21 protein-coding genes and 1 other RNA gene are annotated in these 25,218 nt (G+C 71.3%); 10 read left to right on the forward strand and 12 right to left on the reverse strand.

All coding sequences use genetic code 11. The annotated features are described in order from the left end of the window. Nucleotides 1–40: 40 nt before the first annotated feature. Nucleotides 41–1,633 (reverse strand): ALF repeat-containing protein, encoded by a 1,593-nt coding sequence (locus AB0H62_RS10575; RefSeq protein ID WP_360585498.1) that lies wholly within the window; start codon nt 1,631–1,633, stop codon nt 41–43. 124 nt (nt 1,634–1,757) lie between these two features. On the opposite strand from AB0H62_RS10575, the gene AB0H62_RS10580 reads away from it, so the two are divergent. After that, on the forward strand, nt 1,758–2,624 hold the full coding sequence (locus AB0H62_RS10580) for a fused MFS/spermidine synthase (RefSeq protein ID WP_360585500.1): 867 nt from the start codon (nt 1,758–1,760) through the stop codon (nt 2,622–2,624). A gap of 25 nt (nt 2,625–2,649) precedes the next feature. Here the strand turns inward: AB0H62_RS10580 and ffs are convergent. From ffs to AB0H62_RS10595, 3 genes are all read right to left on the reverse strand, one after another. Beyond that, nucleotides 2,650–2,744: signal recognition particle sRNA small type (ffs, locus tag AB0H62_RS10585), an RNA gene on the reverse strand. A 28-nt stretch (nt 2,745–2,772) separates the two neighbouring features. Further along, complete coding sequence (locus AB0H62_RS10590; RefSeq protein WP_360585502.1) at nt 2,773–3,201, reverse strand: roadblock/LC7 domain-containing protein; 429 nt, start codon at nt 3,199–3,201, stop codon at nt 2,773–2,775. Then, a complete protein-coding gene (locus tag AB0H62_RS10595) occupies nt 3,198–5,672 on the reverse strand; it encodes a nitrate- and nitrite sensing domain-containing protein (RefSeq protein ID WP_360585504.1) in 2,475 nt (824 codons plus the stop codon). The genes AB0H62_RS10590 and AB0H62_RS10595 overlap by 4 nt, the downstream gene beginning before the upstream one ends. Before the next feature lie 236 nt (nt 5,673–5,908). Here AB0H62_RS10595 and AB0H62_RS10600 point away from each other — a divergent pair, with 236 nt between their 5' ends. Beyond that, nucleotides 5,909–6,832: a serine/threonine dehydratase gene (locus AB0H62_RS10600; protein WP_220244939.1), complete on the forward strand. Its 924-nt coding sequence runs from the start codon at nt 5,909–5,911 to the stop codon at nt 6,830–6,832. On the opposite strand, the gene AB0H62_RS10605 is transcribed toward AB0H62_RS10600, so the two are convergent. The 3 genes from AB0H62_RS10605 to AB0H62_RS10615 all read right to left on the reverse strand — a co-directional run bounded on the left by AB0H62_RS10605 (nt 6,819) and on the right by AB0H62_RS10615 (nt 11,052). Beyond that, nucleotides 6,819–8,735, reverse strand: a complete 1,917-nt coding sequence (locus AB0H62_RS10605) for a glycosyltransferase family 39 protein (protein WP_220244940.1) — start codon at nt 8,733–8,735, stop codon at nt 6,819–6,821. The genes AB0H62_RS10600 and AB0H62_RS10605 overlap by 14 nt on opposite strands. Nucleotides 8,736–8,801: 66 nt before the next feature. Then, complete coding sequence (locus tag AB0H62_RS10610; RefSeq protein WP_360585507.1) at nt 8,802–10,325, reverse strand: HAMP domain-containing sensor histidine kinase; 1,524 nt, start codon at nt 10,323–10,325, stop codon at nt 8,802–8,804. Continuing rightward, nucleotides 10,303–11,052, reverse strand: coding sequence for a response regulator transcription factor (locus tag AB0H62_RS10615; RefSeq protein ID WP_285971785.1), 750 nt, complete (start codon nt 11,050–11,052; stop codon nt 10,303–10,305). The genes AB0H62_RS10610 and AB0H62_RS10615 overlap by 23 nt, the downstream gene beginning before the upstream one ends. Before the next feature lie 176 nt (nt 11,053–11,228). Between AB0H62_RS10615 and AB0H62_RS10620 the strand changes: the two genes are divergently transcribed. The 4 genes from AB0H62_RS10620 (at nt 11,229) to AB0H62_RS10635 (ending at nt 14,779) form a co-directional block, all read left to right on the forward strand. Beyond that, complete coding sequence (locus AB0H62_RS10620; protein WP_220244942.1) at nt 11,229–11,858, forward strand: hypothetical protein; 630 nt, start codon at nt 11,229–11,231, stop codon at nt 11,856–11,858. Nucleotides 11,859–12,688: 830 nt separating this feature from the next. Then, entirely contained in the window at nt 12,689–13,840 is a 1,152-nt protein-coding gene (locus tag AB0H62_RS10625; RefSeq protein ID WP_220244943.1) for a histidine kinase, read from the forward strand. A 70-nt stretch (nt 13,841–13,910) separates the two neighbouring features. Next, on the forward strand, nt 13,911–14,573 hold the full coding sequence (locus AB0H62_RS10630; RefSeq protein ID WP_220244944.1) for a response regulator transcription factor: 663 nt from the start codon (nt 13,911–13,913) through the stop codon (nt 14,571–14,573). A gap of 11 nt (nt 14,574–14,584) precedes the next feature. Further along, entirely contained in the window at nt 14,585–14,779 is a 195-nt protein-coding gene (locus tag AB0H62_RS10635; protein ID WP_220244945.1) for a hypothetical protein, read from the forward strand. A gap of 1 nt (nt 14,780) precedes the next feature. Here AB0H62_RS10635 and AB0H62_RS10640 read toward each other — a convergent pair whose 3' ends face one another. Beyond that, the gene (locus AB0H62_RS10640; protein ID WP_220244946.1) at nt 14,781–15,230 is read right to left on the reverse strand and encodes a nitroreductase family deazaflavin-dependent oxidoreductase; all 450 of its coding nucleotides are present in this window, start codon (nt 15,228–15,230) and stop codon (nt 14,781–14,783) included. A 126-nt stretch (nt 15,231–15,356) separates the two neighbouring features. On the opposite strand from AB0H62_RS10640, the gene AB0H62_RS10645 reads away from it, so the two are divergent. Together AB0H62_RS10645 and AB0H62_RS10650 are read left to right on the forward strand one after the other, a co-directional pair. Continuing rightward, nucleotides 15,357–16,034, forward strand: a complete 678-nt coding sequence (locus AB0H62_RS10645) for a TetR/AcrR family transcriptional regulator (RefSeq protein WP_220244947.1) — start codon at nt 15,357–15,359, stop codon at nt 16,032–16,034. Between the two features lie 98 nt (nt 16,035–16,132). Beyond that, nucleotides 16,133–17,653, forward strand: a complete 1,521-nt coding sequence (locus AB0H62_RS10650; protein WP_360585511.1) for a 3-hydroxyacyl-CoA dehydrogenase — start codon at nt 16,133–16,135, stop codon at nt 17,651–17,653. A gap of 55 nt (nt 17,654–17,708) precedes the next feature. On the opposite strand, the gene AB0H62_RS10655 is transcribed toward AB0H62_RS10650, so the two are convergent. Then, nucleotides 17,709–18,155 (reverse strand): cupin domain-containing protein, encoded by a 447-nt coding sequence (locus tag AB0H62_RS10655; protein ID WP_220244949.1) that lies wholly within the window; start codon nt 18,153–18,155, stop codon nt 17,709–17,711. A 156-nt stretch (nt 18,156–18,311) separates the two neighbouring features. Beyond that, a complete protein-coding gene (locus AB0H62_RS10660; protein WP_360585514.1) occupies nt 18,312–21,296 on the reverse strand; it encodes a PQQ-dependent sugar dehydrogenase in 2,985 nt (994 codons plus the stop codon). Nucleotides 21,297–21,542: 246 nt separating this feature from the next. Here AB0H62_RS10660 and AB0H62_RS10665 point away from each other — a divergent pair, with 246 nt between their 5' ends. Further along, complete coding sequence (locus AB0H62_RS10665) at nt 21,543–22,829, forward strand: alpha/beta hydrolase (protein WP_360585516.1); 1,287 nt, start codon at nt 21,543–21,545, stop codon at nt 22,827–22,829. A gap of 62 nt (nt 22,830–22,891) precedes the next feature. On the opposite strand, the gene AB0H62_RS10670 is transcribed toward AB0H62_RS10665, so the two are convergent. Continuing rightward, the gene (locus tag AB0H62_RS10670; protein WP_360585518.1) at nt 22,892–23,563 is read right to left on the reverse strand and encodes a L,D-transpeptidase; all 672 of its coding nucleotides are present in this window, start codon (nt 23,561–23,563) and stop codon (nt 22,892–22,894) included. 212 nt (nt 23,564–23,775) lie between these two features. Between AB0H62_RS10670 and AB0H62_RS10675 the strand changes: the two genes are divergently transcribed. Next, nucleotides 23,776–24,282, forward strand: a complete 507-nt coding sequence (locus AB0H62_RS10675; RefSeq protein ID WP_360585520.1) for a hypothetical protein — start codon at nt 23,776–23,778, stop codon at nt 24,280–24,282. Nucleotides 24,283–24,331: 49 nt separating this feature from the next. Here the strand turns inward: AB0H62_RS10675 and AB0H62_RS10680 are convergent, their stop codons facing one another. Next, a complete protein-coding gene (locus tag AB0H62_RS10680; RefSeq protein WP_360585522.1) occupies nt 24,332–25,216 on the reverse strand; it encodes a serine/threonine-protein kinase in 885 nt (294 codons plus the stop codon). Between the last annotated feature and the right edge of the window lie 2 nt (nt 25,217–25,218).

The raw sequence follows: 25,218 nt of genomic DNA on the forward strand, positions 1-25,218 counted from the left end.
GAGAGTACCGGCACCGACCGACAACCTTCGCCGGGCCAGGTCAGCGCACCGAGGCGGCCGCCTTCGCCGCGTCCGCGACCAGCGCGTTCACCGCGGCGACGTGCGCGGCGGTCGTCGCGTCACGCTGCTGCGCGCGGGGCACCTCGTTCGCGAGGAAGGCCGCGAGCGCCGCGTCCGGGCCGTCGAGCGCGCCCTGCGCGACCGCGTTGACCTCGTCGGCACCGGGCGCGGACATCGCCCGGCCGACGAAGATGCGGTCGTCGATCTGCTTCGCGGTGTACTGCCCCTTCTCGAGGAACGCCGTGATGTCCGCGGGCGTGCCGTCGAGCGCCTGCTGCGCCCACTCCTTCGTAGCGGGACCACCGGCGGCCAGGATCTGGTTCACGGCGAGGCGCTCGTCGTTCTCCTTGCCCGGGTACTGCTTGGTGCGCAGGAACTCCTTGACCTGAGCCCAGGTCCCGGCCAGCGCGTCGGCCGCGGCCTGCTTCAGCGCCGGCTTCCCGTCGCCGTCGGCGATGGCCGTGACGGCCGCGCGGTCGTCGGCTTCCTGCGCGGTGTCGAGGCCGGTCCGGACGAACGCGGTCAGGTTCTCGTCCGTGCCGCTCAGCGCCGCGCGGGCCGCGGTGCGGACAGCGGTGCCGGCGTTGCGCAGCAGATACAGCGCGGCGGAGCGGCCGTCGGTGAGGGCGAGCGCGGGGTCCGTGCCCGGCGCGACGGCCTCGGCGAGCTGCCGGTCCTTCTCCGCCGCGAGCTTCGCCGCGTCATCGGCCTTCGCCTTGGCGTCGGCTTCGGCCTGCGCCGCCTCGGCAGCCGCCTTCTGCCCAGCCGCCTGACCCGCGACGAGCTGCTTGTTCAGCCGGTCGGCGTTGGCCTTGCGCGCGTCGCTCGCGAGCTTCGCCGCCGAATCGGCCGCCGCCTGTGCCTGGGCCTTGAAGTGGAAGTCAGCGGCCTTGCGCGCGAGGTCGCGCTGGTGCGTCACAGCCGTGATCTCGGTGTCGCCGGCCGCGGCGACCCCGCTCCACACGTTCAGGAAGTAGCGGACGTCCTCGATCGTGCCGTTCAGCGCCTGCTGCCCGGCCGCGTGGACCTCGGGCCCGCCGGCGGACATGACCTGCGTGGCGCGCACACGGTCGTCGTCGGCCTGGGCCTGGGCGAGACCGGTCTGCAGGAACTCGTGCCGGTCGGCCGGGGTGCCGTCGAGCGCGATCTGCGCCGCCCGCTTCACGCCGGGGCCGCCCGCGGACATGGCCTGGTTGACCAGCAGGTCCTCGTCGATCTCACGCGAAACCTGCAGGCCGGTGGCCAGGAACGCGCGGATGTCGTCGGGGGTGCCGTCGAGTGCCTTCTGCGCGTCCCGCTTCACGATCGGCCCGCCCGCGGCCATCGCCTGGTCGACGAGCAGCCGCTCGTCGTTGTCCTGCGCGTTCTGCCGGCCGGTGGCCAGGAACGCGTGAAGCTCGTCGGCGGTGCCGAGCAGGGCCTTGCGGGCCTCGCTCGTCATCGTCGGGCCTCCGGTCTCGTACAGCGCCACGGCCTGCGCACGGTCACTGAGTACGTCGGCGCTCGCCGGCGTGGCGACCCCCAGCCCGAGCGCCAGCACAGCCCCGGCGACGAGCAGTCTTGTCCCGTTCAACGGTTTCCCCCACATCGGTAAAGGATCTTCCGACCCCTTATCGGCGTGGACGCGAAGGCGTTTCAGGTCTGCCCGAAACCGCCACAAGTACGCTCGGACAGACTCATCCGAAGAGAGGAACCCCGTGAGCCGTTCTGCCCGCAGCCGCGACAAGGGCGGGCCGCGGCCGGGCAAGTACCCGGTGCGGTTCGGCACGGCCGAGCTGCTCGCCGACGCGGATCGGCCCCACGCGTGGCTCGTCTCGGTCGACGGCGTCGCGCAGTCCTACGTCGACCTCGACGACCCGACGAACCTGGAGTTCGACTACGTCCGGCGGCTCGGCGACGTCGTCGACTGCCTGCCCGAAGGGCCGCTCGACGCGCTGCACGTGGGCGGCGCCGGCTGCACCCTCGCCCGCTACATCGCGGCGACGCGGACGGGGTCGCGACAGCTGGTGTTCGACGCGGACGGACCGTTGATCGAGCTGGTGCGCGAACAGCTCGACCTGCGCAGCGTGCCGCGCTTGAAGGTGCGGATCGAGGGCGGGCGCGAGGGCGTGGCGTCCCGGCACGACGCGTCGGCGGACCTCGTGGTGGTGGACGCGTTCGAACGGGCGTCGTTCGCGGGCGGCCTGGCGACGGTGGAGTTCGTGACCGACGTGGCGCGCGTGCTGCGCGGCGGCGGCGCGATGCTGGCGAACATCACCGACCGGCCCGGGCTCGCGTTCGTGCGACGGTTCCTGGCGACGGTCGGTGCGGTGTTCTCCCACGTCGTGCTGCTCGCCGAGCCCGGGGTGCTGCGCGGGCGGCGCTTCGGCAACGTCGTGGTGGCGGCTTCGCGCGCCGAACTGGCGGTGGACGTCCTGACGCGCAAGGCGGCTTCGTCGGCGTACCCGGCGCGCTGCGTTTCCGGTGACGAGCTGCGGAAGCTGCGGGGGAAGGCGCTGCCGGTGCGGGACGCCGAGCCGCTCGCCTCGCCGGTGCCGCCGGAGGACGTGCTCGGGCTGTTCTGAAGGCCTTGAAACCTGGCCCCGAAAATAAAGGGGACCCCGCGCACCCGTCAGAGCCTGCTTATCCTTGCTGCCTTCCGGCCCTGGGGAGGTTCACAGGGTGGACGCCGCGCGGGGTCCGTTGTCCAGTGTAGCGGAGACGAACCGGCGCCTAGCTGCCGACCGCTTGTTTGAGCTCCTCGATGAGCGCCGGGGTCAGGACCTCGGTGGCGCGGTTGGCGAACATCGCCATCTCGTACGCGATCGTGCCCAGGCTGGCCTGTTTGTTGGCCAGCACCCCGAGCGAGCAGCCGACGCTGATGGTGCAGACCAGCAGGTAACCGCGCTCGAGCTCGACGATCACCTTGTCCGGCGAGCCCAGCGGGTGGCTGTCGGCGACGCCCTGGGCGAGGCCGAGCATGGCGGACGAGATGGCGGCGAGGCGATCGGCGTTGGCGCGTTCGAGTTCCTGGGACAGGGCGATGAGCAGGCCGTCGGACGACACCGCGAGGGCGGCGATCGCGCCGGCGGTGTGGAGTGCGAAGCGGTTGACCAGCCAGTTGAAGTTCTGGGCTTCGGCGCTGACGTCCGGGATCGTCATGTCTCTCCTCCTGCGTTGGCGGTGGCGGTGGCTCGCGACGCGTCTGCCTTGGCCACGCCGTCGGAGTACGAATCGAACACTGCCCGTTCCGCGGCCGGGTCACGCAGACCGCGTCGGATGGCGCGCAGCGGGGTGCGGATGGTCTGCTGCGCCTTGAGACCGGGGGCCAGCTGAGCGCCGGGGACGCGGCGGGTCAGCTCCTGGTCCAGCGGCGCGAACTGCTGCGTGGTGAGGCCGTGCACGGCGGACCTTGTGCGTTCCAGCTTCGCCGCCAGCTCCTTCGCGCGGGCGACGGCGGTTTCCACCGTCTGCTGCGCCGGCACGGGCGGGTCGGCGGACAACGAGGTGGCGAGGTCGTCGCCGTCGAGGGTGAAGTCGGGTGCGGGCGACTGGTCGGGTTCGGTGTCGGGCCACTCGGGCTCGGGTTCCGGGTCGCGGAACCAGGTGAAGCCGAGCGACGCCGTCTCCAGGACCGCGATCGCGGGCGCCGGCAGGGGTTCGGGCGCACGACCCGCGTCGAACAGCCCCGCAGCTTCGGCCGCCGGCGCCGATTCCACCGGGTTGTCCTCGACCGGCGCGTCCATGCGGTCGAACTGCCCGGCGGGCACCGTGACGCGCGCGGTGACCCCGCCCGTGTCCGGCGTCGAACTGAGTTCGACCCCCAGGGCGTGGCGCCGCGCGAGCCGGCCGGCAACGAACAGGCCGAGCACGCTCGTCGGCGCGAGCTCGAGGCGTTCGCGCTCCAGCAGGCGCCGGTTCTCCTGCGCCAGCGTTTCCGCGGCCATGCCGATGCCGTGGTCGACGATCGCCACGACGAGGTCGCCGGACTCCAGGAACTCCGTCTCGACTTCGACGCTCGTGGTCGGCGCGGAGAACGAAGCCGCGTTCTCCAGCAGCTCCGCGAAAAGCCGGACGAGGTCGGCGCCGAGCGAAGACGTGAGCTGCACGTCGGGCAGCTCCCCCAGCCGCACACGCGGGAAGTCCTCGATCTCCGCCAGCGCCGCGCGCACGGCCGTGGACAGCTGGATCGGGCCGGCGATCGGGTTCTCGTCGTGGGTGCCGGAGATGACGAGCAGGTTGTCGGCCGTGCGGCGCAGGCGCGCGGACAGGTGGTCGAGCCGGAACAGCCCCGCGAGGGCGCGCGAATCCTGCTCGTGGCGTTCGAGCTCGTCGACGAGCGCGAGCTGGCGGCCGACGAGGTTCTGTGTGCGCTTCGCGACGTTCGCGAACATCAGGCTCGTGTTGCGCCGCGTCAGCGTCTGGCGCTCGACCAGCGCGGCGGCGGTGGTCTGGACCCGGTTGAACGCGGTGGCGAGCTCGCCGAGTTCGTCGTCGGAAGCGACGTCGATCGTCGCCAGGCGGGGTGCCTGGTCGTCGTCGGCCTCGGTGTCGCCGACGCGCACGAGCTCGGCGTCGGCCAGGTCGGCAACGGAGGTGGCAGCCGACGTCAGGCGGCGCAGCGGGTCGGCGATCGAGCGGCTCACGGCCAGCGCGAGGAACGCGACGAGTCCGAAGAGGACGGCCGCGCCGCCGCCGACCAGCCAAGCCAGCCGGGTCGCCGCGGCCGCGCGGTCACCGGCCGCAGCGTTGATCTCGGCCGTCACGCGGTCCTGCGCGGTGTGGCGTTCGGCGGCCTGCTGCTGGCCGGCCGCCACGACGTCGTGCACGTAGGGCTCGGCCTGATCGTCCGGTTCGGGCAGCTGCGCGGCGAGCTGGTCGACGCGGTGGGCGGCCTCGCCGGAGTCGACGTCGGCCAGGAGTGCGGCCTGGTCGTGGCCGGCCAGCTGCGTGAAGCGGTCGGCGTGCACCTGGGCACGCTGGGTCGCTTCGTCCAGGAGGGACTGTCCGGCCGACCGTGACTGTGCCGCTATGACCAGAGCGGTGACGCGCAGCGACTCTTCTTCGTCGGCACGCAGGAGCGCTTCGAGCGCGGAGAGCTGACGGGCGCCCTCGGCGTCGGCGGCCGTGCGCGGTACGAGCTGCAGCGCGTCGATCAGGGCGCTCACCACGGTGTCGTACGTGCGGGCGATGCGTTCGGCGGAAATGCTGCGGTGCAAGGTGTTCTGCCGCTCGTCGCCCAGGGAACCGACGCGCGTGAGCGCCGTCTTCAGCTCGGCCGGTGCGTTGGCGCCGAGCGCGGTGCGGACCTGGCCGACGGTCGCGTCGACGGTCTGCTGCTGGCGCACGAGGTCGGTGTCGGCCGTCGAGGGCGACGCCACGAAGGCGGCGGCGAGCACGCCCTCGCGCTGCACCTGCCAGACGAGCCCGCTGAGCTCCTGGGTGTTCCACGCGGCCCGCACGGTGTCGTCGGCCGAGGCGACGCTGCCGGTCTGCTTGACCACGAACGGCACGGAGACCAGCAGCACGGCGGCCAGCGGCGGCAGGAGCAACAGGTTGAGCTTGCCGCGGATGCCGAGTCTCGACAGCGCCCGCGCACCGGCCCACCGGGGCCGGGTCCTGCCGTGGCGCATCAGCGTCACCTTCCCGTTCCTCCGCTCACGGCACCGCGGGCGGACTTCTGTACACAAAGGAGCAAGACCGAACGGATGACACCGCGAAGGAGGACCATGCATGGAACCCGACACGCACAGTGAGACCCGTACCGTAACGGACAAGGGGTGGCCGGCCCCTGGCTCTTCCGCGCGAGAGCTTAGCGACTGGCACAAGATCCCGACAACGCTTCAAGACCGCGTGTCCCACGACGAAGATGGACGGTATGAGCACACCACCGCGTACACCGACGCCCGCCGACGTGGCCGCAGCCGCGAATCGCATCCGGCCACACGTTCGGAGGACGCCTCAGCTACGGACCGAAATCGACGGTCGGCCCGTGGTGTTCAAACTGGAGCACCTCCAGCGCAGTGGTTCGTTCAAGCTGCGTGGCGCCGTCAACGCGCTGCTCGCCGGACCGGCCCCGCGCCGCGTCGTCACGGCTTCGGGCGGCAACCACGGCCTCGGCGTCGCGACGGCCGCGCAGGCGCTGGGCCTGCCCGCGGTCGTGTACGTGCCGGAGTCCGTCCCGGCCGCGAAGGCCGCGGGGATCGAGGCCGCGGGCGCGAAGCTGATCCGCCACGGCGCGACGTACGCGGAGGCGGCGGCCGCGGCGCTGGCTGTCGGCGACGAACCCGGCACGCGCTACCTGTCCGCCTACGACGACCCCGACGTGGTCGCCGGCCAGGGCACGGTCACGGCCGAGATCGTCGCGGACGACCCGGACGTCGACGCAGTGGTGGTCGCGGTCGGCGGTGGCGGGCTCGCCGCGGGCACGGCGCTGGCGGCGAACCGCCGGCAGGTGTTCGCCGTCGAACCGGAGCGCTGCCAGGCGCTGCACGCCGCGCTCGAGGCCGGTCAGCCGGTGGACGTCACGCTCGACTCCGTGGCCGCCTCGGCGCTCGGCGCGACCCGCGTGGGCGAAGTGCCCTTCCGGATCCTGAACGCCCCGAACGTCACGTCCGTACTGGTCAGCGACGCCGAACTGCTCGCCGCGCGCGACCGGCTCTGGGCCGAGTTCCGCCTGGCCGTGGAGCCGGCCGCGGCGGTCCCGCTCGCGGCGTGGCTCGCCGGTCGCGTGCCCGCCGCGCGGCCCTGCTTCGTCCTCTGTGGAGCGAACACGAGCGTTACTTTCGCGTGAGGTCGTAGACGGTTGCGCCGTCGACGGTCGTGGCGGGGAAGTTCTGCTCGACCCAAGTGGTGATCTGCCCGGCCGTGCCGCGGTTGCCGCCAAAGCCGCCGAAGCCGCCGCGGCCGTTGGCTCCGCCCACGAAGTAGTGCACCTCGCCGGCGCCGACGTACTGCTGGAACTGCGCGAGCGTCGGCGCCGGGTCGCTGCCGCTGAAGCCGCCGATGGCCATCACGGGCTTGCCGCTGCTCAGCGCGAGCCCGGCCGACTGCATGGCGCCGGTCTGCGCGGCGGCCCACTTCGTGGTGGTCGTCTGGAGGAGCCGATCGAGTTCCACTGTGGACGTCGTGGCCCCACCGAAGCCGCCTCGGAACCCGCCGCCGCGCTGGCTCGCCGGCCCGGACGACGGCTGGCCGCCGGTGTGCGCGGTCGCGGCCGTGACGACGGTGAACGACGCCGTGCCGAGCAGTGCCGCCACGAGTCCGAGGACGGCGACCACAGGGGCGGCGCGGCGGAGCGAGTCGGCGCCGAAGAGCACGGCCGCCGTGCCGAGCGCGCCCAGCACGAGCAGGGTGTAGCGCAGCCACGGTTGCCAGTCGGGCGTACGCGCGAGCAGGATGAACGCCCAGATGACCGAGCTCGCGAGCATCAGCGCGAGCACCGCGCGCGGGGCGAAGTGCGCACGGCCGTGCCACAGCTCGCGGGCCGCGATGCCGATCGTCGCGGCGATGCCGGGCGCGAGCGCGACCGTGTAGTACGGGTGGATGATCCCGCTCATGTAGCTGAACACCACGACGGAGACGACCATCCAGCCGCCCCACAGCAGCAGCGCGGCGCGCGTGCGGTCGGTGCGCGGGGCGCGGTGGGTGAACCACAGTCCGGCGACGAGCCCGATCAACGCTGCGGGCAGCAGCCACGACGCCTCGCCGCCGAACTGCTCGGTGAACAACCGCGTCAGGCCCGTGCCTCCTCCGAAGCCGCGGAAGCCTCCACCACCGCCGGCGCGGCTCGGCAGGTCGAAGCCGGCGGGCAGCTCAGGCCGGGTGCCACCACCGGCCCCGCCGCGGCCCTGGCCGAAGATCCGGCCCAGGCCGTTGTAACCGAAGGCCAGCTCCAGCACGCTGTTGTTCGTCGAACCGCTGATGTACGGCCGGTCGGCGGCGGGCCACAGCGCGACGGCCAGCACCCACCACCCCGCCGACACAAGCACCGCACCGGCCGCGGCGAGCAGCTGCCACACCCGCCGGCCGAGCGACGTCGGCGCCGCCACCGCGTACGCGAGCACGAACGCCGGCAGCACCAGGAACGCCTGCAGCATCTTGTCGAGGAACCCGAACCCGATCGCGACGCCGGCGAGCAACAGCCACTTCGTGCTCGCCCGCTCCAGAGCGCGCACCACGCAGTAACCGCCGGCGACCAGGAGCAGCACGAGGAACGCGTCGGGGTTGTCGAAGCGGAACATCAGGGCGGCGACCGGCGTCAGCGCGAGCGCGGAGCCCGCGAGCAACCCGGCGCCCGGGCCGGACAGCCGGCGTACCGCGAGGTAGAGCAGGCCGACGGACGCGACGCCCGCCAGCGCGTCGGGCACCAGCATGCTCCAGCTGGAGAAGCCGAAGATCCGGCCAGAAAGCCCCATGACCCACAGCGAGAACGGCGGTTTGTCGACGGTGACCACGTTGCCCGGATCGAGCGAGCCGAAGAACCACGCCTTCCAGCTCTCGGTGCCGGCCTGCACGGCCATGGCGTAGAAGTCGTTGCCCCAGCCCGAAATCGCGACATCGGTGACATACAGCGCAGCGGTCGCGACCAGGAGCACCGCGACCGCCGGCCGCACCCATCTGGGCCCCTGAACGGGCGGTGCCGCGTCGGTCGGGTCCACTGTGGTCGGTCCGGACGCGGTGAGGGCACTCGTCATGCGGCCATGCTCACGACGGGGTTTGTGGCTCACATGTGCGCTTGCTGTGCACGTCCTGTGAGAAATTCACGACCGGGTGATAGCAGGGTCACGAAACTCTGGGAACATTGCGACAAACTCTGTTCGTCCGGGCTCACTGAACACCGAGACGCGACCGCTGTGCGCGGCCACGACGGCGGCGACGATGGCCAGGCCGAGTCCGGTGCTGCCGGCCGCGCGGGAGCGTGAGTTGTCGCCGCGGGCGAAGCGTTCGAACACGTCCGGCAGGATTTCCGGCGGGATGCCGGGGCCGTCGTCGAGCACCGAGAGCCGCACCCAGCCATCCTTTGTGGACAGACCCGTGGTCACGGTGGTACCGGGCGGGGTGTGGGTGCGGGCGTTGCCCAGGAGGTTGAGCACGACCTGGTGCAGCTGGCCGGCGTCGCCGTGCACGCTGATGGGCTCGCCGGGCGCCTCGAGCCGCCACTTGTGACCGGGACCGGCCACGTGGGAGTCGGCGACGGCGTCGGCCACCAGGCGCGAGAGGTCCACCGGCTCGGGCACGACGGGTCGGCCGGAGTCGAGCCGGGCGAGCAGCAGCAGGTCCTCCACCAGCGTCGTCATGCGCGCCGACTCGGATTCGACGCGGTTCATGGCGAACGCGACGTCGGGCGGCACCTGCTCCTTGCTGCGGCGCGTGAGCTCCGCGTAGCCGCGGATGGCGGCCAGCGGCGTGCGCAGCTCGTGGCTCGCGTCGGCGACGAACTGGCGCACGCGGCTTTCGCTGGCCTGGCGGGCTTTCAGCGCGTTGGCGATGTGGCCGAGCATGCGGTTGAGCGCGAAGCCGACCTTGCCGACCTCGGTGCGCGGGTCGGTGTCCACTTCGGGCACCCGCTCCGACAGCGCCACCTCGCCGCGGTCGAGCTGCAGCTCCGACACGCGCGACGCGGTGGCGGCCAGCCGGTCGAGCGGCGCCATGGTGCGCCGGATCGTGACGGCGCCCGCGACGCCGGCCACGATGATGCCGCCGAGCGCCACACCGCCGAAGATGAACCCCAAGCGCCACAACGTGTCCGTGACGTCCGAGAGCGGCAGGCCGACCACGGAGAAGTCACCCGACGGGGAGAACGACGCGATCACCCGGTACTCGCCGAGGTCGCCGCCGAGGTCGATCGTGCGGCGGTGGCCGTCGGGCGGCAGGCCGAGCAGCATCTTCTGCTGCGCGGTGGAGATCGACTGCAGCGGCGGCTTGACCTTCGACGGCGTGGCGGAGCCGAAGTTGAGCACGGCCGCGCGCACCGCGCCGTTGTGGACCTGGACGGCGAGCGTGCCGTCGCCTTGGCCGAGCACGCGCAGCGGGTCGGGTGGCGGTTTGTCGCCGTAGATCCACGGTGGACGGTCGCCGCTGCGGAACCCGCGGTCGGTCGCCGCGGCGAGGCGTTTGTCCAGCTGGCCGACCAGGAAGTCCTGCAGCGCGAACTCCGTGACCACGCCGACCACCAGGCAGACGAGTGCCAGCAGCGCCGCCAGCTGCACGATCAGCCGGCGCCGCAGCGACCACGGCCGGCGCGCGCGGCCCGGGGGCGCGTCAGCCGGCGGGCTTGAGGACATACCCCGCGCCGCGCATCGTGTGGATCATGGGCTCGCGGTCGGCGTCGATCTTCTTGCGCAGGTAGGAGATGTAGAGCTCGACGATATTGGCCTGGCCGCCGAAGTCGTAGCTCCACACGCGGTCGAGGATCTGCGCCTTGCTCAGCACGCGCTTGGGGTTGCGCATGAGGTAGCGCAGCAGCTCGAACTCCGTGGCGGTGAGCGGCACGAGGTCGCCGCCGCGGTGGACCTCGCGGCTGTCCTCGTCGAGTGTCAGGTCGCCGACCACGAGCTGGGAGCCGCTGGCGCCGGTGACCCCGTTGGCGCGTCTGAGGAGGGCGCGCAGCCGGAGCGCGACCTCTTCGAGGCTGAAAGGTTTGGTGACGTAGTCGTCGCCGCCCGCGGTGAGACCGGCGATGCGGTCTTCGACGGCGTCCTTGGCGGTGAGGAACAGCACCGGCAGGAACGGCGCCTCGGCGCGCATGCGGCGCAGCACTTCGAGACCGTCGAAGTCGGGCAGCATCACGTCGAGCACCACGGCGTCGGGCCGGAAGTCTCGCGCCACGCGGACGGCCTCCGTGCCGTCGCCCGCGCTGCGCACCTCCCAGCCCTCCATGCGCAGCGCCATGGCGACGAGCTCGGCCAGGGTCGACTCGTCGTCCACCACCAGCACGCGCACCGGGCTGCCGTCGGCGCGGCGCAGCTCGTCCTTGCCCCGGCCGGGCGACGTCGCGTTCATACTGCTCATGGTGCCATCCTCGGGCCCGGTGTTCAGGCCGAGCTGTGCGGTGACTGTGCATTTCCTGTGCGCGTGTTCAGCCATTCGTGGCCCTCTTGCACAGCGTCAACCCACTCCGGACACAGCTCCCGCACAGCGGCGGCCGCGACTCTCGGTCGGACAGTCAAGACGCGGAGGAAAACACCATGACGACCGATCCAGCACAGGGCGCCACCTGGGGCGCACCTGGCGGCGAGCCACCGGCGGCCCCGAAGAAGTCGTGGTCGGGCCGCAAAACGGCGATCGCCGCGGGCGTCGCGGTGGTCATCGCCGTGGGCGGCGGCCTCGCGATCTGGGCGGGCACGAGCTCCAATGACGCTTCCGCACAGCAGGGCCCCGGCGGCTTCGGCGGCCCCGGTGGTCAAGGCGGCCCGGGCGGTTTCGCCGGCCGCGGCCCCGGCGGCCCGGGCGGCTTCGGCGGCTTCGGGGGCGCCGCCGCCCTGCGCGACGCCCTCCACGGCGACTTCGTCGTCACCGACCCCGCCGGCGGCTACACCACCGAACGCCTCCAGACCGGCGCCATCACCGAGATCAGCGCGACGTCCGTCACCCTGACCAGCAAGGACGGCTACAAGCAGACCTACGTCCTCGACTCCTCCACCCAGAAGTCCGCCACGACCCCCAAGACCGGCGACAACGTCACCGTCATCGCCAAGGTCAACGGCACCACCGCCACCGCCACCTCCCTGGAATCCGCCACCGCCGCCACCCAACGCGGCGGCCAACCGGGCGGCACCGGACAGCCAGGCCAGGGCCGCCGCCGCTACGGCAACTGACCCGGCTCCCCCTCGACGCCGGCGCCGGCGTCGCCTCCCGACCGCCATCGGGGGTGACGCCGGCGTCGTCGTTTCCGGCGCGATCGATCCCCTCGCGCCGCGGTCTCCCGCACGACCGGTCCACTCGCGCCCCTGAGACGGCACGATCGGTCCCCTCGCACAGCAAACTCGGCGCGACGGAAGCCCTCGCATCACCAGCCCCGCACGACGGGTCCATTCGCGACGCGCGGCGCGAGCGGTCCACTCGCGAGCCCGACGTGACAGGCCGCCGTGCGGCAAGCTCGGCATCAGAAGTCCGCGCGCACCACCGAAGCGGCACGACGGGTCCCGTCGCGGGCCCCGGCTCGGCACGAGCCGTCCCATCGCGACCCGCCAGCACACGACGACCGGTCCAGCCGCGTCACCGACCTGACCCGCCCGGTCCACTCACCATGAACCCGGCGCGACCGGTCCCTTCGCACGGCAAAGTCCGGCACGACGGGTCCAGTGGCGCGGCAAGTCCGGCATGATCAGTCCTCTCCGCACCATCGAGCCGGCGCGACTGGTCCCACCGGCCGAGATGCACGACCGGTCCACTCGCGAAATCAGCCCGGCTCAGCGATCTACTCGCGCAGCCCAACCCGGCCCGAGCGGTCCGCTCGCGCTGCCATCCCGGCTCCACTGGTCCACTCGCGCAGCCAACCCAGGCGCGACTGGTCCCACCACTCAGCCAACCCGACCCCACCGGTCCCCTCGCGCAGCCACCTCCCGCAACCAACCCCGCACCACCAAACGCGCACCCCCTCCCCAAACCACACCAAAACCCCGCCACCGATGCGTAAGTTGGCCAAGTGCGCGACATCAACGGGTCACTGGCGCGGCAATCCCTGCTGGTGGCCCTCGTCTGCCTGGTCTGCGACGTCTCCCTCTTCACCCTCCGCGGCCCCCTGCCCGAAGCCGGCTGGCGGGGCTGGGTGGTCCTCGCCGGCGCGGTCATCGTGGACGCAGCCCTGGCCGGAGCGGCCAGATACTCCGGCTGGGTAGCAGCCGGTCACGCCGCGCTTTTCGTCGCCGCCCCGCTGCTCCTCTGCACCTGCACCGGATTCGTGGTCGGCAACAACGCGGGCATCCTCGTCGCCGGGTATCGGGCCGGGGCGTGGTTGCGGGTGGGGCCGGCGGTGGTGGCGCTGGCGGCGATGCTGGCGGGCGTCGGCGCGGGGGAGCTGCTCGGCGGTGGCCGGGGCTCGAATCCGGCGCTCATCGCGATCAGCATGGCCGTCTCGGCGGTGCTGCCGTGGCTCGTCGGGCGGTACACGACCGCCCGCGGCGCGTACATAGCCGACCTCGAGCGCGAAGCCGAAGAGCGCCGACGGCACGAAGCCGAAGCCGTCCGCAGGGCCGTCCTCGAGGAGCGCGAGACCATCGCCCGCGATCTGCACGACGTGATCTCCCACCACGTCAGCGCGATCGGCGTCCACGCCGGCGCCGCGCGGCTCGGGCTGCCCGAAGGAGACAGCCCGGTCCGGACCTCGCTCGGAGCCGTCGAGTCAGCGAGCCGCTCCGCGATGGCCGACCTGCGCCGCCTGCTGGATCTGCTGCACGCGCGCGGCGACGAAGCCGCGCAGCCCGGGCTGGACAACCTCGACGAGCTGCTCGACACCGTCCGCGCCGCGGGTCTGCCTGTGCGCCTCACAGTGCACGGCGACGTGCGCGAAGTCCCCGGCTCGCTCGACGTCGCCCTCTACCGCATCGCGCAGGAAGCGCTCACGAACGCGTTGCGCCACGGCACCGGGCCCGTCGAGCTGGAGCTGGACCACCGGCGCACCGAGATCGTCCTCACCGTCGCCAACGAGACCGGCAGGCCCGCAACATCACGAGACGGCGCCCACCGCGGCCTCGCCGGCATTCGCCAGCGCGTGACGCTCTTCGGCGGCGAAGTCACCTACGGCCAAAAAGACACCACTTGGCAGGTCAAGGCCAGCTTCCCTCTGGAGGTGGCATGAGCACACAATCGCGCCGGCCCGCTCATGCCGCCGGCCGGGTGCGGGTGTGCCGCAAGACACAGGAGGTCGCATGATCCGCGTGCTGCTCGCCGACGACCACGCCATGTTCCGCTCCGGCATGCGCGCCCTCCTCGACACGCAGCCCGACTTCGAGTGCGTCGGCGAAGCGGCCGACGGGCGTGAAGCCGTGGCGGAAACCCAGCGCCTCAAGCCGGACGTCGCGGTCCTCGACGTCCGCATGCCCCGCCTCGACGGCCTCGCCGCCACCGAGGCCATCCTCGCCACCCCCGGCAACGACACCCGCGTGCTGGTCCTGACCACCTACGACGCCGACGAGTACGTCTACCGCGCCCTGCGCGCCGGCGCCAGCGGCTTCCTGCTCAAGAGCCTGGCCCCCGAGGAGCTGGTGGCCGCCATGCGCGTCGCGGCGCGGGGTGACGCGTTGATCGACCCGTCCGTCACGCGCCGGCTCGTGGCCGGCTTCGCCGCCAGCCTCGAGCCCCGCGCCGCCGAGCCGCCGGAGCTGGCGCGACTCACGTCCCGCGAACGCGAGGTGCTCCTTCTCATAGCCGACGCGCGCAGCAACGCGGAGATCGCACGCCAGCTTCACGTCGGCGAGGAGACTGTGAAGACGCACGTCTCGCGCGTGCTCGCGAAGCTCGGCCTGCGCGATCGCGTGCACGCCGTCGTCTACGCCTACCGCAACGACCTGGTCGCGAAAGAGGCCACCTAGGAGGAACCGTCGTGAAACGCTGGATCACGCTGGCCATCGGCGCGGTGCTGGTGCTGGTGGGGGCCGTCTGGGTCCTGCAGGGCGCCGGCGTCATCACCGGCAGCTTCATGACCGGTCAGAAGATGTGGTTCCTGATCGGGCTGGTCGCGATCCTCGTCGGGGTCGTGGTCGTCGCCGCCACAGCTCGGCGGACCACGAAGAAGTAGCTCAGGCGGGCATCAGTTCGAAGATGGGGTAGCCCGGCGCGATCTCGCGCAGCTTCTCCTCCGGCGCCTTGGCGTCCACACCGTCGAAGAACACGCCGACCTCGAACTTCCAGCGCTTGAGGTACGCGCGCAGCAGCACGGGCTTCTCGTCGTCGGTCAGCTCGCGGTAGGTGAAGCCCTCCACGCGCTTGCCGACGCGCAGCTGCCCCTCGCCGGCCACGCGCAGGTTGCGCACCCACTGCGTCTCGCCGCGCGGCGCGACCAGGTAGCGGCCGCCCTCGAACGGCAGGAGGTTCACCGGCACCTCGCGGATCTCGCCGGTCTTGCGGCCACGGACCATCAGCACGCGGCTGCCCACCACGCTCACACCCCGCTTGGTCAGCCACTGCACGAAGTTGTTGAACGAGTTGGTGGCCTTGGCGGGCTTGATGTAGCGCTTCTCGGTGTTCATCTCACGACCTCCAGTTTTTCGAGAGCACTGCTCTCCGTTGAGATCAGTGAACACCACATCGCGCTCAGCGTCAAGAGCAGTGCTCTCCATTTTGTGCAACGCTCTCGAAGTGGCACACTAGTCCCCATGACCGCCACCAAGACCGCCCGCGAACGCGCCCGCGCCGAGCTGACGCGGGAGATCAAGGATGAAGCCCGCCGCCAGCTGGCCGAGGTCGGCGCGCACGGGTTGTCACTGCGCGCGGTCGCGCGTGAGCTGGGCATGGTGTCCTCGGCGCTCTACCGCTACTTCCCCAGCCGCGACCGGCTGCTCACCGAGCTGATCATCGACGCCTACGACGCCGTCGGCGAGGCCGCGGAGAAGGCCGACCCGGGCACCGGCGGCCCGCGCGAGCGCTGGCGCGCCGTCTGGCAGGCCACCCGCGCGTGGGCCAAGGCGCACCCGCACGAGTACGCGCTGATCTACGGCTCGCCGATCCCCGGCTACCAGGCGCCGCAGGACACGATCGTGCCCGCCGCGCGCGTGGCGCAGGCGATGGCGAAGGTGCTGCTCGAGGCCGATCCGCACGAGCCGGCCGTCACGGCGCCGATGTCCGCCGAGCTGCGCGGGCAGGCCGAGGGGCTGGCCCGGGATCTGGGTACGAACGCGCCGGCCGAGGTCGTGACCCGGCTGATCGGCGCGTGGACGCAGCTGTTCGGCGCGATCAGCTTCGAGCTGTTCGGGCAGTACGTGGGCAGCGTCGACCCGTCCGACGCCTACTTCGAGCACCTCACCGGACAGATGGCCGACTTCGTGGGGCTGTGAAGCCGGGAAGCTGTGAACTAGCCCTCCCAGGACGGTTCATCGACTGCGGAGAGACGGTACGTTCGCGCGTAACGACTTCGTGGGGAAGGTGGTTCGACGTGGCGGGATGGGCCGAGCGGGTCAGCAGGGTTCGGGTGGTCGGGACCGGCGTGATGGGGCGCGGCATCGCCCAGCTCGCCGCGACCGGCGGGGTCACGGTCGAGCTCGCCGACCTCGACCTCGACGCGGTGCGCTCGGCGCTCGACCACGTGCACAGCATGCTCGACAAGCTGGTCACCAAGGGCCGCCTGTCCGAGGACGAGGGGCGCGCCGCCAAGGAGCGCCTGGTGATGGTGGACGCGCCGTCCGCGCCGGCCCAGAACGTGGACCTCGTGATCGAGGCCGTGCGCGAGGACCTCGAGGCCAAACGCGTGCTGTTCGGCAAGCTCGAGCAGGTCTGCCGGCCCGACACGGTGTTCGCCACCAACACGAGCTCGCTGTCGGTCACGGAGATCGCCGCGGGCCTGAGCGATCCGACGCGCGTCGTCGGCCTGCACTTCTTCAACCCCGTGCCGCTGATGCGGCTGGTCGAGGTCGTCCCCGGCGTCCGCACGGTCGAGTGGCTGCCCGAAGAGGCGCTGAAACTGGTACGCCGCTGGGGCCACGAACCCGTGCTCGCGAAGGACGCGCCGGGCTTCCTGGTCAACCACGCCGGGCGCGGCCTGAACACCGAGGCGCTGCAGATCCTGTCCGAGTCGGTCGCCGAGCCGGTGGATGTCGACCGCATCGCGCGCGACGTGCTGGGGCTCAAGCTCGGGCCGTTCGAGCTGCTCGATCTCACCGGCCTCGACGTCTCCCACGCCGTGCTCGAAAGCATCTGGAGCGGCTTCCACTCCGAGCCGCGGCTGCGCCCGTCGTGGCTGACGCGCCCGCGCGTGGCGGCGGGGCTGTTCGGGCGCAAGAACGGCGAGGGCTTCTACCGCTACGTCGACGGCAAGCAGGAGGTCGCGCCTGAACCGGCTGCGCCGCCGGCCCCGGACAAGCCCGTGTTCACCGCCGAGGAACGCCTCGGCCGCCTGCTCAACGGCGCCGGCGTGCAGGTCGTCGCCGACGCGTACCCCGACGCCGTGCTGCTGGTGGCCTTGCGCGGCGAGTCCACTTTGGACGCCGCCGCCCGAGCCGGCCTGCCCGCCTCGCGCGTCTGCGGCGTGGACGCCTTGAGCGGCTACCAAGGCCGCCTCACCCTGTCCGTCCACCCGGGACTCGACCGCGCCGCGGGCCGCGCCGCCTGGGGCGCTTTGGCCGCCACGGGCCAACCGGTGACCATCGTCCAGGACGGCCCCGCACCCGTCGCGCAACGCTTGCTGGCCTCGATCGTCAACACGGCGTGCTACATCGCGGCCCAGAACCTCGCCGACCCGGCCGACATCGACACCGCCGTCCGCCTCGGCCTCGGCTACCCGCGCGGCCCCCTGGAATGGGGCGACCTCGTCGGTGCGGACAAGGTGCTGCGCGTCCTCACCGGTCTGCACCAGTCCACAGGGGACCCGCGCTACCGGCCGAGCAGCTGGCTGATCGAACGCGTCGCGCTCGGCCTGCCGCTCACCTCGAAGGGCACGCGGCCCGCCGACCTCCTCTGAACCACAGGAACCGCGGGTGCCGCCCCGACCGCGGCACCCCCGGTTCCGGCGCGGGTCAGTCGAAGCTGCAGCCCGGGTTCGGCGCGTCGTCCGAGAGCGGCGCGCCGTGGGGCAGGACGTAGAGGACTTCCAGCACCATCGGCGTGGTGCCTTCGTTGCGTCCTTCGTGGACGTGGTCGGCGCCGGCGGGTTCCATGATGCTGTCGCCCTTGTTGTAGACCCCGTCGACGGAACAGTCGGACTTGTAGTGGGTCAGCGTCCCGGAGAGGACCTTGCCGTAGAGGTTGCCTTCGTGGCTGTGCCAGCCGGTGGTGCCGGGACTGGTGGGGCTGCCCGGGGCGATCGTGATCTTGCGAAGCACGTAGTCGGTGTTGCCGACCGTCCACTGTGCGATGACGGTCGCGCTGACGCCCCGGCCAGGGGTGGCGGATGCGACGGCGGGCGTGAACAACGCGGTGAGGGCGGCAACGCCGGCGACGGCGGCCAGGGCGAACTTGCGCATGGAAGACCTCTCTCGTGATCTTCCGCGAAGCTACCTCACGAACCCTTGTCTGAAAGTTCCTTACTTCCCGGCTTTGCGGGCAATTCCCACCCTTCGGAACGCCACAATGGACAGATCACCCACGCCGCTGCTCCCGGCGTGGGTGACGTCCACCACTCACCAGCGCCGGTCCACCGGGCCGCCAGTCGGCGTCCACACGATGTACCCGCCCTGGAAATCGCTGCGATAGCCGGTGCCGTAGCGGTACTCGTCCGACGTCGGCAGTCCCAGGTACGACTTCTCCCACCCGAGCGCGGCCCAGCGCTTGCGGATCTCGCCCTTCACGTTGTGCGCGCCCGTCGCCGGGCTCCAGTAGACCGACGCGTTGCCGGTGAAGTGGTTGTAGCGCGCGGCTCCGTTGGGCGTCGCGGTTTCGTCCGTGGTCGGGTAGCCGAAGCCTCGCTCCCAGCCGTACGCCGCCCACTTCGGCTTGATCGCGCCACCGATCTCGTGCGCGCCCGTCGACGGCGTCCAGTAGATCGAAGCGCCACCGGTGAAGTGGTTGTACCGGCCGACGCCGTCCGGGGTCACCGATTCGTCAGTGGTCGGATAACCGAGGACGCGTTCCCAGCCGTACGCGGCCCACTTCTGCTTGATCGCCCCGTTGATCCAGTGCGCACCTGTCGCCACGGTGTAGTAGATCGAGCCGCCGCCGCTGAAGTGGTTGTAGCGGCCCACTCCGTCGGGCGTGCCGGCCTCGTCGTTGATCGGGTAGCCCATGGTCTTTTCCCAGCCCAGCGCCGCCCACTTCGCCCGGATCAAGCCCTGGATCGAGTGCGCGCCCGTCGACGGCGTCCAGTAGATCGACGCCGCCTGCGTACCCGGCGTGCCCTGCAGGTGATTGAAGCGGCCGACGCCGTCGGGGGTCGGCGTCTCGTCGGTCACCGGCGGCCCGTAGGCCTGGTGCCCGCCGATCGCGAGGTACTCGGCGAGGAGCTGACCACCGATCTCGCGCACGCCGGTGGCCGCTGTCCAGTACAGGCGGGCGTTGGCGTACGGGCGGTAGTGCACCGGGCCGTCGATCACCTCGAGACCGGTCGCCGCGCCGGCGAGCGTGCGCAGCGCGGGTTCCCCGGCGTAGCGCTGGTCTATCGCGGTCGCGTAGTTCACCGTCAGCGTCGTGTCGCTCGCGCCGACGGTGATCGACCACGAAGCGGTGGCCGGCCCGCCCTGCCAGCCGGTGAACTTCGACGCGCCGTCGCTGCCCAGCGGCGCCGCCGTCACGTCGAAGGTCGCGCCCTCGGTGACCATCGCGCTGCTCACGCCGCCCTCGCTGGGGATGCTGAGCGCAGCCGGCTGCGTGCTCACGAGCGTGAGCCGGTGCTGGCGCGGCATGGCGACGTACGTCTTGCTCGCCTTCACGCCGGCGCTGTCGGTGACCGTCGCGGTGAACTCCATGCGCGAGTCGGTGTGGTCGGTGAACGGCACGGAGAGCGAGGGGCCGGTGGCGCCGTCGTCGGGATGCACGTGGCACGCGCCGAGGTCGGGACAGTGCCGGATCAGCGACGTCCACGTGACGGGCAGGGCGCCGTCCTCTTCGTCGGTGGCCGTGGCGGTCAGCGAAACCGGCTCCCCGACGGCGAAGGTCTTGTCCGGAGTGGACAGTTCCAGGTCCGGTGAATGGTTGCCCGGCGCGACCGCGACCGTCGTGGTCGCCTTGGCACCCAAGGGGTCCTGGGCGGTGAGCGTGGCCGTGAACGACGCTCCCGCGCCGTACTGGTGGCTCGTCGTGACTCCCGTCGCCGTGGTGCCGTCGCCGAAGTTCCAGATGTAGGTGATCGCGTCGCCGTCGAAGTCGTAGGAACCACTGGCGTCGAAGGAAACCGTACGCGTGTCGGGATCGGTCGACGACGTCGCCACCGCGACCGGCGCCGCGTTGTTCGTCGAGTAGCTCAGGCGGCGCAGGCGGCTGCCGTTGAGATCGGCGAACACGATGTCGCCGTTGGGCGCCGCGGAGATCCGCGTGACGCCGTCGATGTTCGCGAACGGCGGCGGGTTCACCGGCGTCTGAGTGAGGGCGCCCTGCGCGTTGTACTTGAGCGTCCACAGCTTCTGGCCCGCGTAGTCACCGAAGAAATACGCGCCCTGGTACGCGGCCGGGTACGTCGTTCCATTGTAGACAACGCCGCCGGTGACACTGTTGCCGTTCGTCGGCCCGGTGCCGTGCTGGTGTTCCCACAGCGGCGGCGTGTTCACGACGTGGGCGCAGCGCGCGTCGGTGCTGTAGCCCGGCGTCGGGTGGTTGCCCTCCCAGCACGGCCACGCGAGGTTCGCGCCGGGCTGCACCACGTCGATCTCTTCCCACAGGAACCAGCCGACGTCGCCCACCACGGGCAGGCCGCTCTTCGGGTCGAGCGTGAAGCGGAACGGGTTGCGGAATCCGCTCGCGAACACCTTGCTGCGCGTGGAATCCGGGGCCGAAGCCGTGTAGTACGGGTTGCTCGGCACACCCTTGCCGTCCGGCGTGATGTGCAGGATCTTGCCGGACGGCGAGTCGAGGTCCAGCGCCGCGAAAGCGACCTCGTTGGTCTTGCCCGCGTCGCCGTTGTCGCCCGCGGAGTACCAGAGCGTGCCGTCGGGCGCGGGGATCACGGTGTCGAGACCGTGGATGTAGTACTGACTGCCGGGCAGCTCGAAGATCACCTTCTCGCCGGTGAGCCCGGCGGGGTGGCCCGAACCGTCGAGGGTCACGGTGAAGCGCGCGGCGCGCAGCACGTACTGGCCGCCGCCCGTGCTCACGGCGCGGTTGAGGTAGATCTGGTGCGACGTCGCGTAGTCCGGGGCGAGCGCGACGCTCGTGAGCCCCATGTCGCCCTGCGTCTCGACCGGGAAGTTCGCGATCCGTACGGGGGCGCCCGAGCCGTCGGCCGGGACCCAGTTGACGGCACCGCTCTTGCCCAGCGCCAGCACGCTGTCGTCGGGCAGCCACGCGAAGTCGGTGAAGTCGTAGGGCGAGAGCCCGGTGGGCGTGTCCCGCAGCACGAAGCCGACAGGCAAGGTCGGCGCAACGTCGTCGGCCGCTGCTACCGACGCAGTGATCGGGACCAGCGCCACGGCCAGCACGGCGGCCGTCAGCAGCGAGCGGAGCTTGTTCCAGGCCATTCGATGCCCCTTCGTGAGTGATCGGTTATCGCTCACGAAAAGGACGTTGTTACCACATCCGGGTGAATCGCGTTAAGTACCCGCACCGGACCACGGAGGTCACCCGGACCTGCGAACGCTGTGAATATTCGAACACCTGAGCCCGCCCCGGATGGTTGATATTTGTCTACAAATAACCATCAAGACGTCAGTTGAGTGTAGAAAATTTACGCCTGCTCCACCACGACCCACAACGAGGTGATGATCGTGAGGCGTTCCCGGTTCAAACTCGCGCACGCGGCACTGGCCACCCTGACCGTCCTCGGTCTCGGCACCGGCCTGGCCCCGAGCGCGTCGGCCGAAACGTTCCCCATCTCCAACTCCCAGCTTCCGCTCTCGCCCGGCTGCAGCTTCGTCGACACGACGGTGCCGAATGAAGTGCTCAACCACCAGTTGGTTCCGCTGCCCGTCGGCTCGATCACGGCGCCGCCGGAGCTGACCATCCACGGCCGGCTGTGCCTGCCGGCGTCCGGCGCCGCGAAGACGGTGATGCTGGCGCTGCACGGCATCACCTACACCAACCAGTACTGGGACTCCGGCTACCAGCCCGAGACCTACTCGTTCGTCCGGCAGATGACCGCGGCCGGCTACGGCGTGTTCGCCATCGACCGCCTCGGCTACGGCAAGAGCGCCCACCCGTCGGGCGCGCTGGTCACGCTCGACGTGCAGGCGGAGGTCGCGCACCAGGTGCTCCAACAGCTGCGTGCGGGCAAGATCGGCGGCTCGCCGTTCCAGCACGTGATCCTGGTCGGGCACTCCTATGGCACGGCGACGTCGTGGCTGGAGTCCTCGATCTACAACGACGCCGACGCCGTGATCGGCACCGGCTGGGGCTCGAGCATCCAGCTCGACCCGCTGGTCCGGTTCTTCAGCGGCTTCGCGCGCAACCCGGCGATGATCGACGCCAAGACGGCGTCCGCCGTCGGCCTCGACCCGACGTACTTCACGCCGCCGGCGGGCGGACGTGATCAGGACTTCCTCTACGTGTTGTCCAATGTCGATCAAGGAATGATCGATTACGACCAGAACGTGTTGCGCGACACCGTGACGCTCGGCGAGGGCTCGACGTTCATCAACCGCTACAACAAGCTCTCCCTCGGCGCGATCCCCAGCACCGGGCAGGAGCTGTCGCTGCCACTGTCCACGCACACCGAGCAGATCCGGATCCCGATGTTCCTCGTGGACGGTGAGAAGGACCTGTTCTTCTGCGGCCCCGGCGCCGCGCACTGCGCCTCGAGCCAGGCGCTGCAGAAGGAGGAGGCGCAGTACTTCGCGCCGGCCGCGTGCATCCGGGCCGCGGTGACCCCGGCCGCCGGGCACGACCTCAACCTGCAGCACAACGCCCCGGACACCTACCGGACGATCCGGACGTGGGCGGACCAGGCCGTCGGGCCGGACGGTTCGCAGGCGGCGGCGTATCGCTCGAGCTGCCAGGCGTACTCCGGGACGAACGGCACGAGCGGTCCCGCCGTGTTCGGGCCCTTGGCTGCGTAAGAACAAAAAGAAGTGGGGGCGCCGGTTCGACCGACGCCCCCACTTCGCTTTTCACCCACCCGTCAGGGCACGACCTGCACGACGTCGCCGATGTGGAGGGTGTTGAAGAACTTGAGCGACGACGTCGCCGAGAGGTGCACGCAGCCGTGGGAGTACGTCTTCAGGCTGCCGGTGTGGAAGGCGTCGCCGGGGTAGAAGAAGACCGAGTTCGGCATGGGCGCGTTGTCGAACTCGCGGCTGTAGTGCATCTTCTCCTTCGACAGCACGCGGAACGAGCCCGTCGGCGTCGCGTAGCCCTTGCGGCCCGGCAGCATCGAGACGGGGCCGTAGATCACCTTGCCGTCCTGCAGCAGCCACGCCTTGTGCGCCGAGATGTCCACGCACGCGGCCGTGCCCGACGCGGCGGCGGCCTTGGCGCACGGCACGTTGGCCGTGGTCGTCGCCGGCTTCGGCTTGGTCGTGGTGGGCTTCGGTTTGGTGCTGGTCGGCTTGGTGCTCGTCGGCTTGGGCTTCGACGTGCTCGTGGCCGGCGAGCTGGTGGTGGCCGGGGCGCTGCTCGTGGTCGCGGGCGCGCTGCTCGACGTGGCCACCGAGGTCGTCGGCGCACCGCCTCCGGCACCGGCCTCCACCGCGCCGCCTCCGGTCACGTTGGCGGGCGACGCACCGCCGCCGGAACACGCGGCGAGCGCGAACGCACTGGCCACGGCCGCGATCCCCACCAGAAGCCTCTTCACGATCCGGTACCCCCAGGGTCGAACTCGTCAGTCGAACTTGTCACGGGGATAGACGACCGTCCCCCGGTGGTGGTTGCGGTCCCGAGGTCACGATTTCGCGCGGCTCCACCCCCGGGTGGACGCGAGGATCCACCCGGAACCCGCCCGTGAGCCGACGAAACAGCAGGTCGGAAGGACGAATCTGGGTGTCACCACCGACCAAGGAGCCCCCGATGAACCCGCTGACCATCCTCGCCTACCTCGCCATCGCGGCCCTCGTCCTCTACCGCGTGGTCTACAAGCAGCTGCGCGGCACGCTGCTGAGCCGGAAGTCGCTGGTCACGACGCCGCTCGTGCTCACCGCCATCGGCGTGTTCACGACGGCCCAGGCGCTGCCGAAGGCGAGCACCGGCGAACTCGTGCTGCTCGGCGCGGACATCGCGGTGCTGGTCGTCCTTGGACTCGCCCGCAGCGCCAGTACCACGCTCACGGCGCGCGGCACCACGACGTTCCAGAAGGGTTCGGCGCTGACCCTCGTGCTGTGGCTCGCGACCATCGGCGCTCGCGTCGGCTTCGGCTTCCTCGGCGGCTACCTGGGCTTCGGCAGCGGCCTCACCTCGGCGTCGATCCTGCTGACGCTGGGCCTGAGCATCGGCGTCCAGAACGCGCTGACCTACTACCGCATCCAGCAGCGCGGCCTGCCGCTGGCCGAGCAGGGCCGGCCGGCGGTCCGGGCCTGACGTCTTCGCCGCGAAATCCTCCCGACCGCACCAGGGCCGGGAGGTTTCGTCATCCCCGGACCTGCGCCACCACGCGGGCGTACATCCTCGCGGGACTCGGCAACGCGTGCAGGAAACCCGGCAACGGCGGCAGATCACGGACGAACGGGCCCAGGCGCGCGTACAACACGTCGGCGCCGGACGGGCGGTCCGCCGGGTCCTTCGCGAGGGTCGCCGCGAGCAGTGCGTTGAGCGCGGCGGGGACCCCCGACACGGCGGCGGGCGCGTCCTTCACCTGCTTCTCGAACACGGCGTACGCGGTGGGACCGGTGAAGAGCTGGCGACCGGTGAGCATCTCGTGCAACGCGCAGCCCAGCGCATACAGGTCGCTCCGCGGCTCCGCGAGGCCGCGCTGGATCTGCTCCGGCGCCATGTACGACGGTGTACCCAGCAGCTGACCGGCGCGGGTGAAGCGGGCGACGTCGGCTTCGCGCAGCACGGCGAGGCCGAAGTCCATCACCTTCACGCTGCCATCGGGGCACAGCATGAGGTTGGCGGGCTTGAGGTCGCGGTGGCAGACGGACCGGGCGTGGGCCGCCGCGAGCACGGCGGCCGTCTGCGCCGCGATCGCCGCGGCCCACGGCACCGGCAGCGGGCCGTGCTCGGCGAGGAGATCGGCGACCGTGACGCCGTCGACGAACTGCATGACCTGGAACAACCGGTCGTCGTGGGTGCCGAAGTCGTACAACGTGGGGACGCCGGCGTGGTCGAGCGTCGCGAGGATGCGGGCTTCGCGGGCGAAGCGTTCTTCGAGCTCTTCGTCGCGGCCGGGCAGGCGCAGCAGCTTGATGGCGACGCGCCGGTCGAGCCGCCGGTCGTGCCCGCGGTGCACCGCGCCCATCCCGCCGCGGCCCAGCGGCAGCTCATCGACCTCGTAGCGATCGGCGATGAGCATGG

This window comes from Amycolatopsis sp. NPDC050768 (genome assembly GCF_040654155.1).
Lineage (GTDB): Bacteria > Actinomycetota > Actinomycetes > Mycobacteriales > Pseudonocardiaceae > Amycolatopsis.

Coding starts and splice junctions, on each gene's coding strand:
- AB0H62_RS10590 (WP_360585502.1), bottom strand. CDS start 3,201: ATGACGATCCCGGACGTCAGCGCCGAAGCCCAGAACTTCAACTGGCTG.
- AB0H62_RS10595 (WP_360585504.1), bottom strand. CDS start 5,672: ATGCGCCACGGCAGGACCCGGCCCCGGTGGGCCGGTGCGCGGGCGCTG.
- AB0H62_RS10600 (WP_220244939.1), top strand. CDS start 5,909: ATGGACGGTATGAGCACACCACCGCGTACACCGACGCCCGCCGACGTG.
- AB0H62_RS10605 (WP_220244940.1), bottom strand. CDS start 8,735: ATGACGAGTGCCCTCACCGCGTCCGGACCGACCACAGTGGACCCGACC.
- AB0H62_RS10610 (WP_360585507.1), bottom strand. CDS start 10,325: ATGTCCTCAAGCCCGCCGGCTGACGCGCCCCCGGGCCGCGCGCGCCGG.
- AB0H62_RS10615 (WP_285971785.1), bottom strand. CDS start 11,052: ATGAGCAGTATGAACGCGACGTCGCCCGGCCGGGGCAAGGACGAGCTG.
- AB0H62_RS10620 (WP_220244942.1), top strand. CDS start 11,229: ATGACGACCGATCCAGCACAGGGCGCCACCTGGGGCGCACCTGGCGGC.
- AB0H62_RS10630 (WP_220244944.1), top strand. CDS start 13,911: ATGATCCGCGTGCTGCTCGCCGACGACCACGCCATGTTCCGCTCCGGC.
- AB0H62_RS10640 (WP_220244946.1), bottom strand. CDS start 15,230: ATGAACACCGAGAAGCGCTACATCAAGCCCGCCAAGGCCACCAACTCG.
- AB0H62_RS10645 (WP_220244947.1), top strand. CDS start 15,357: ATGACCGCCACCAAGACCGCCCGCGAACGCGCCCGCGCCGAGCTGACG.
- AB0H62_RS10655 (WP_220244949.1), bottom strand. CDS start 18,155: ATGCGCAAGTTCGCCCTGGCCGCCGTCGCCGGCGTTGCCGCCCTCACC.
- AB0H62_RS10660 (WP_360585514.1), bottom strand. CDS start 21,296: ATGGCCTGGAACAAGCTCCGCTCGCTGCTGACGGCCGCCGTGCTGGCC.
- AB0H62_RS10675 (WP_360585520.1), top strand. CDS start 23,776: ATGAACCCGCTGACCATCCTCGCCTACCTCGCCATCGCGGCCCTCGTC.
- AB0H62_RS10680 (WP_360585522.1), bottom strand. CDS start 25,216: ATGCTCATCGCCGATCGCTACGAGGTCGATGAGCTGCCGCTGGGCCGC.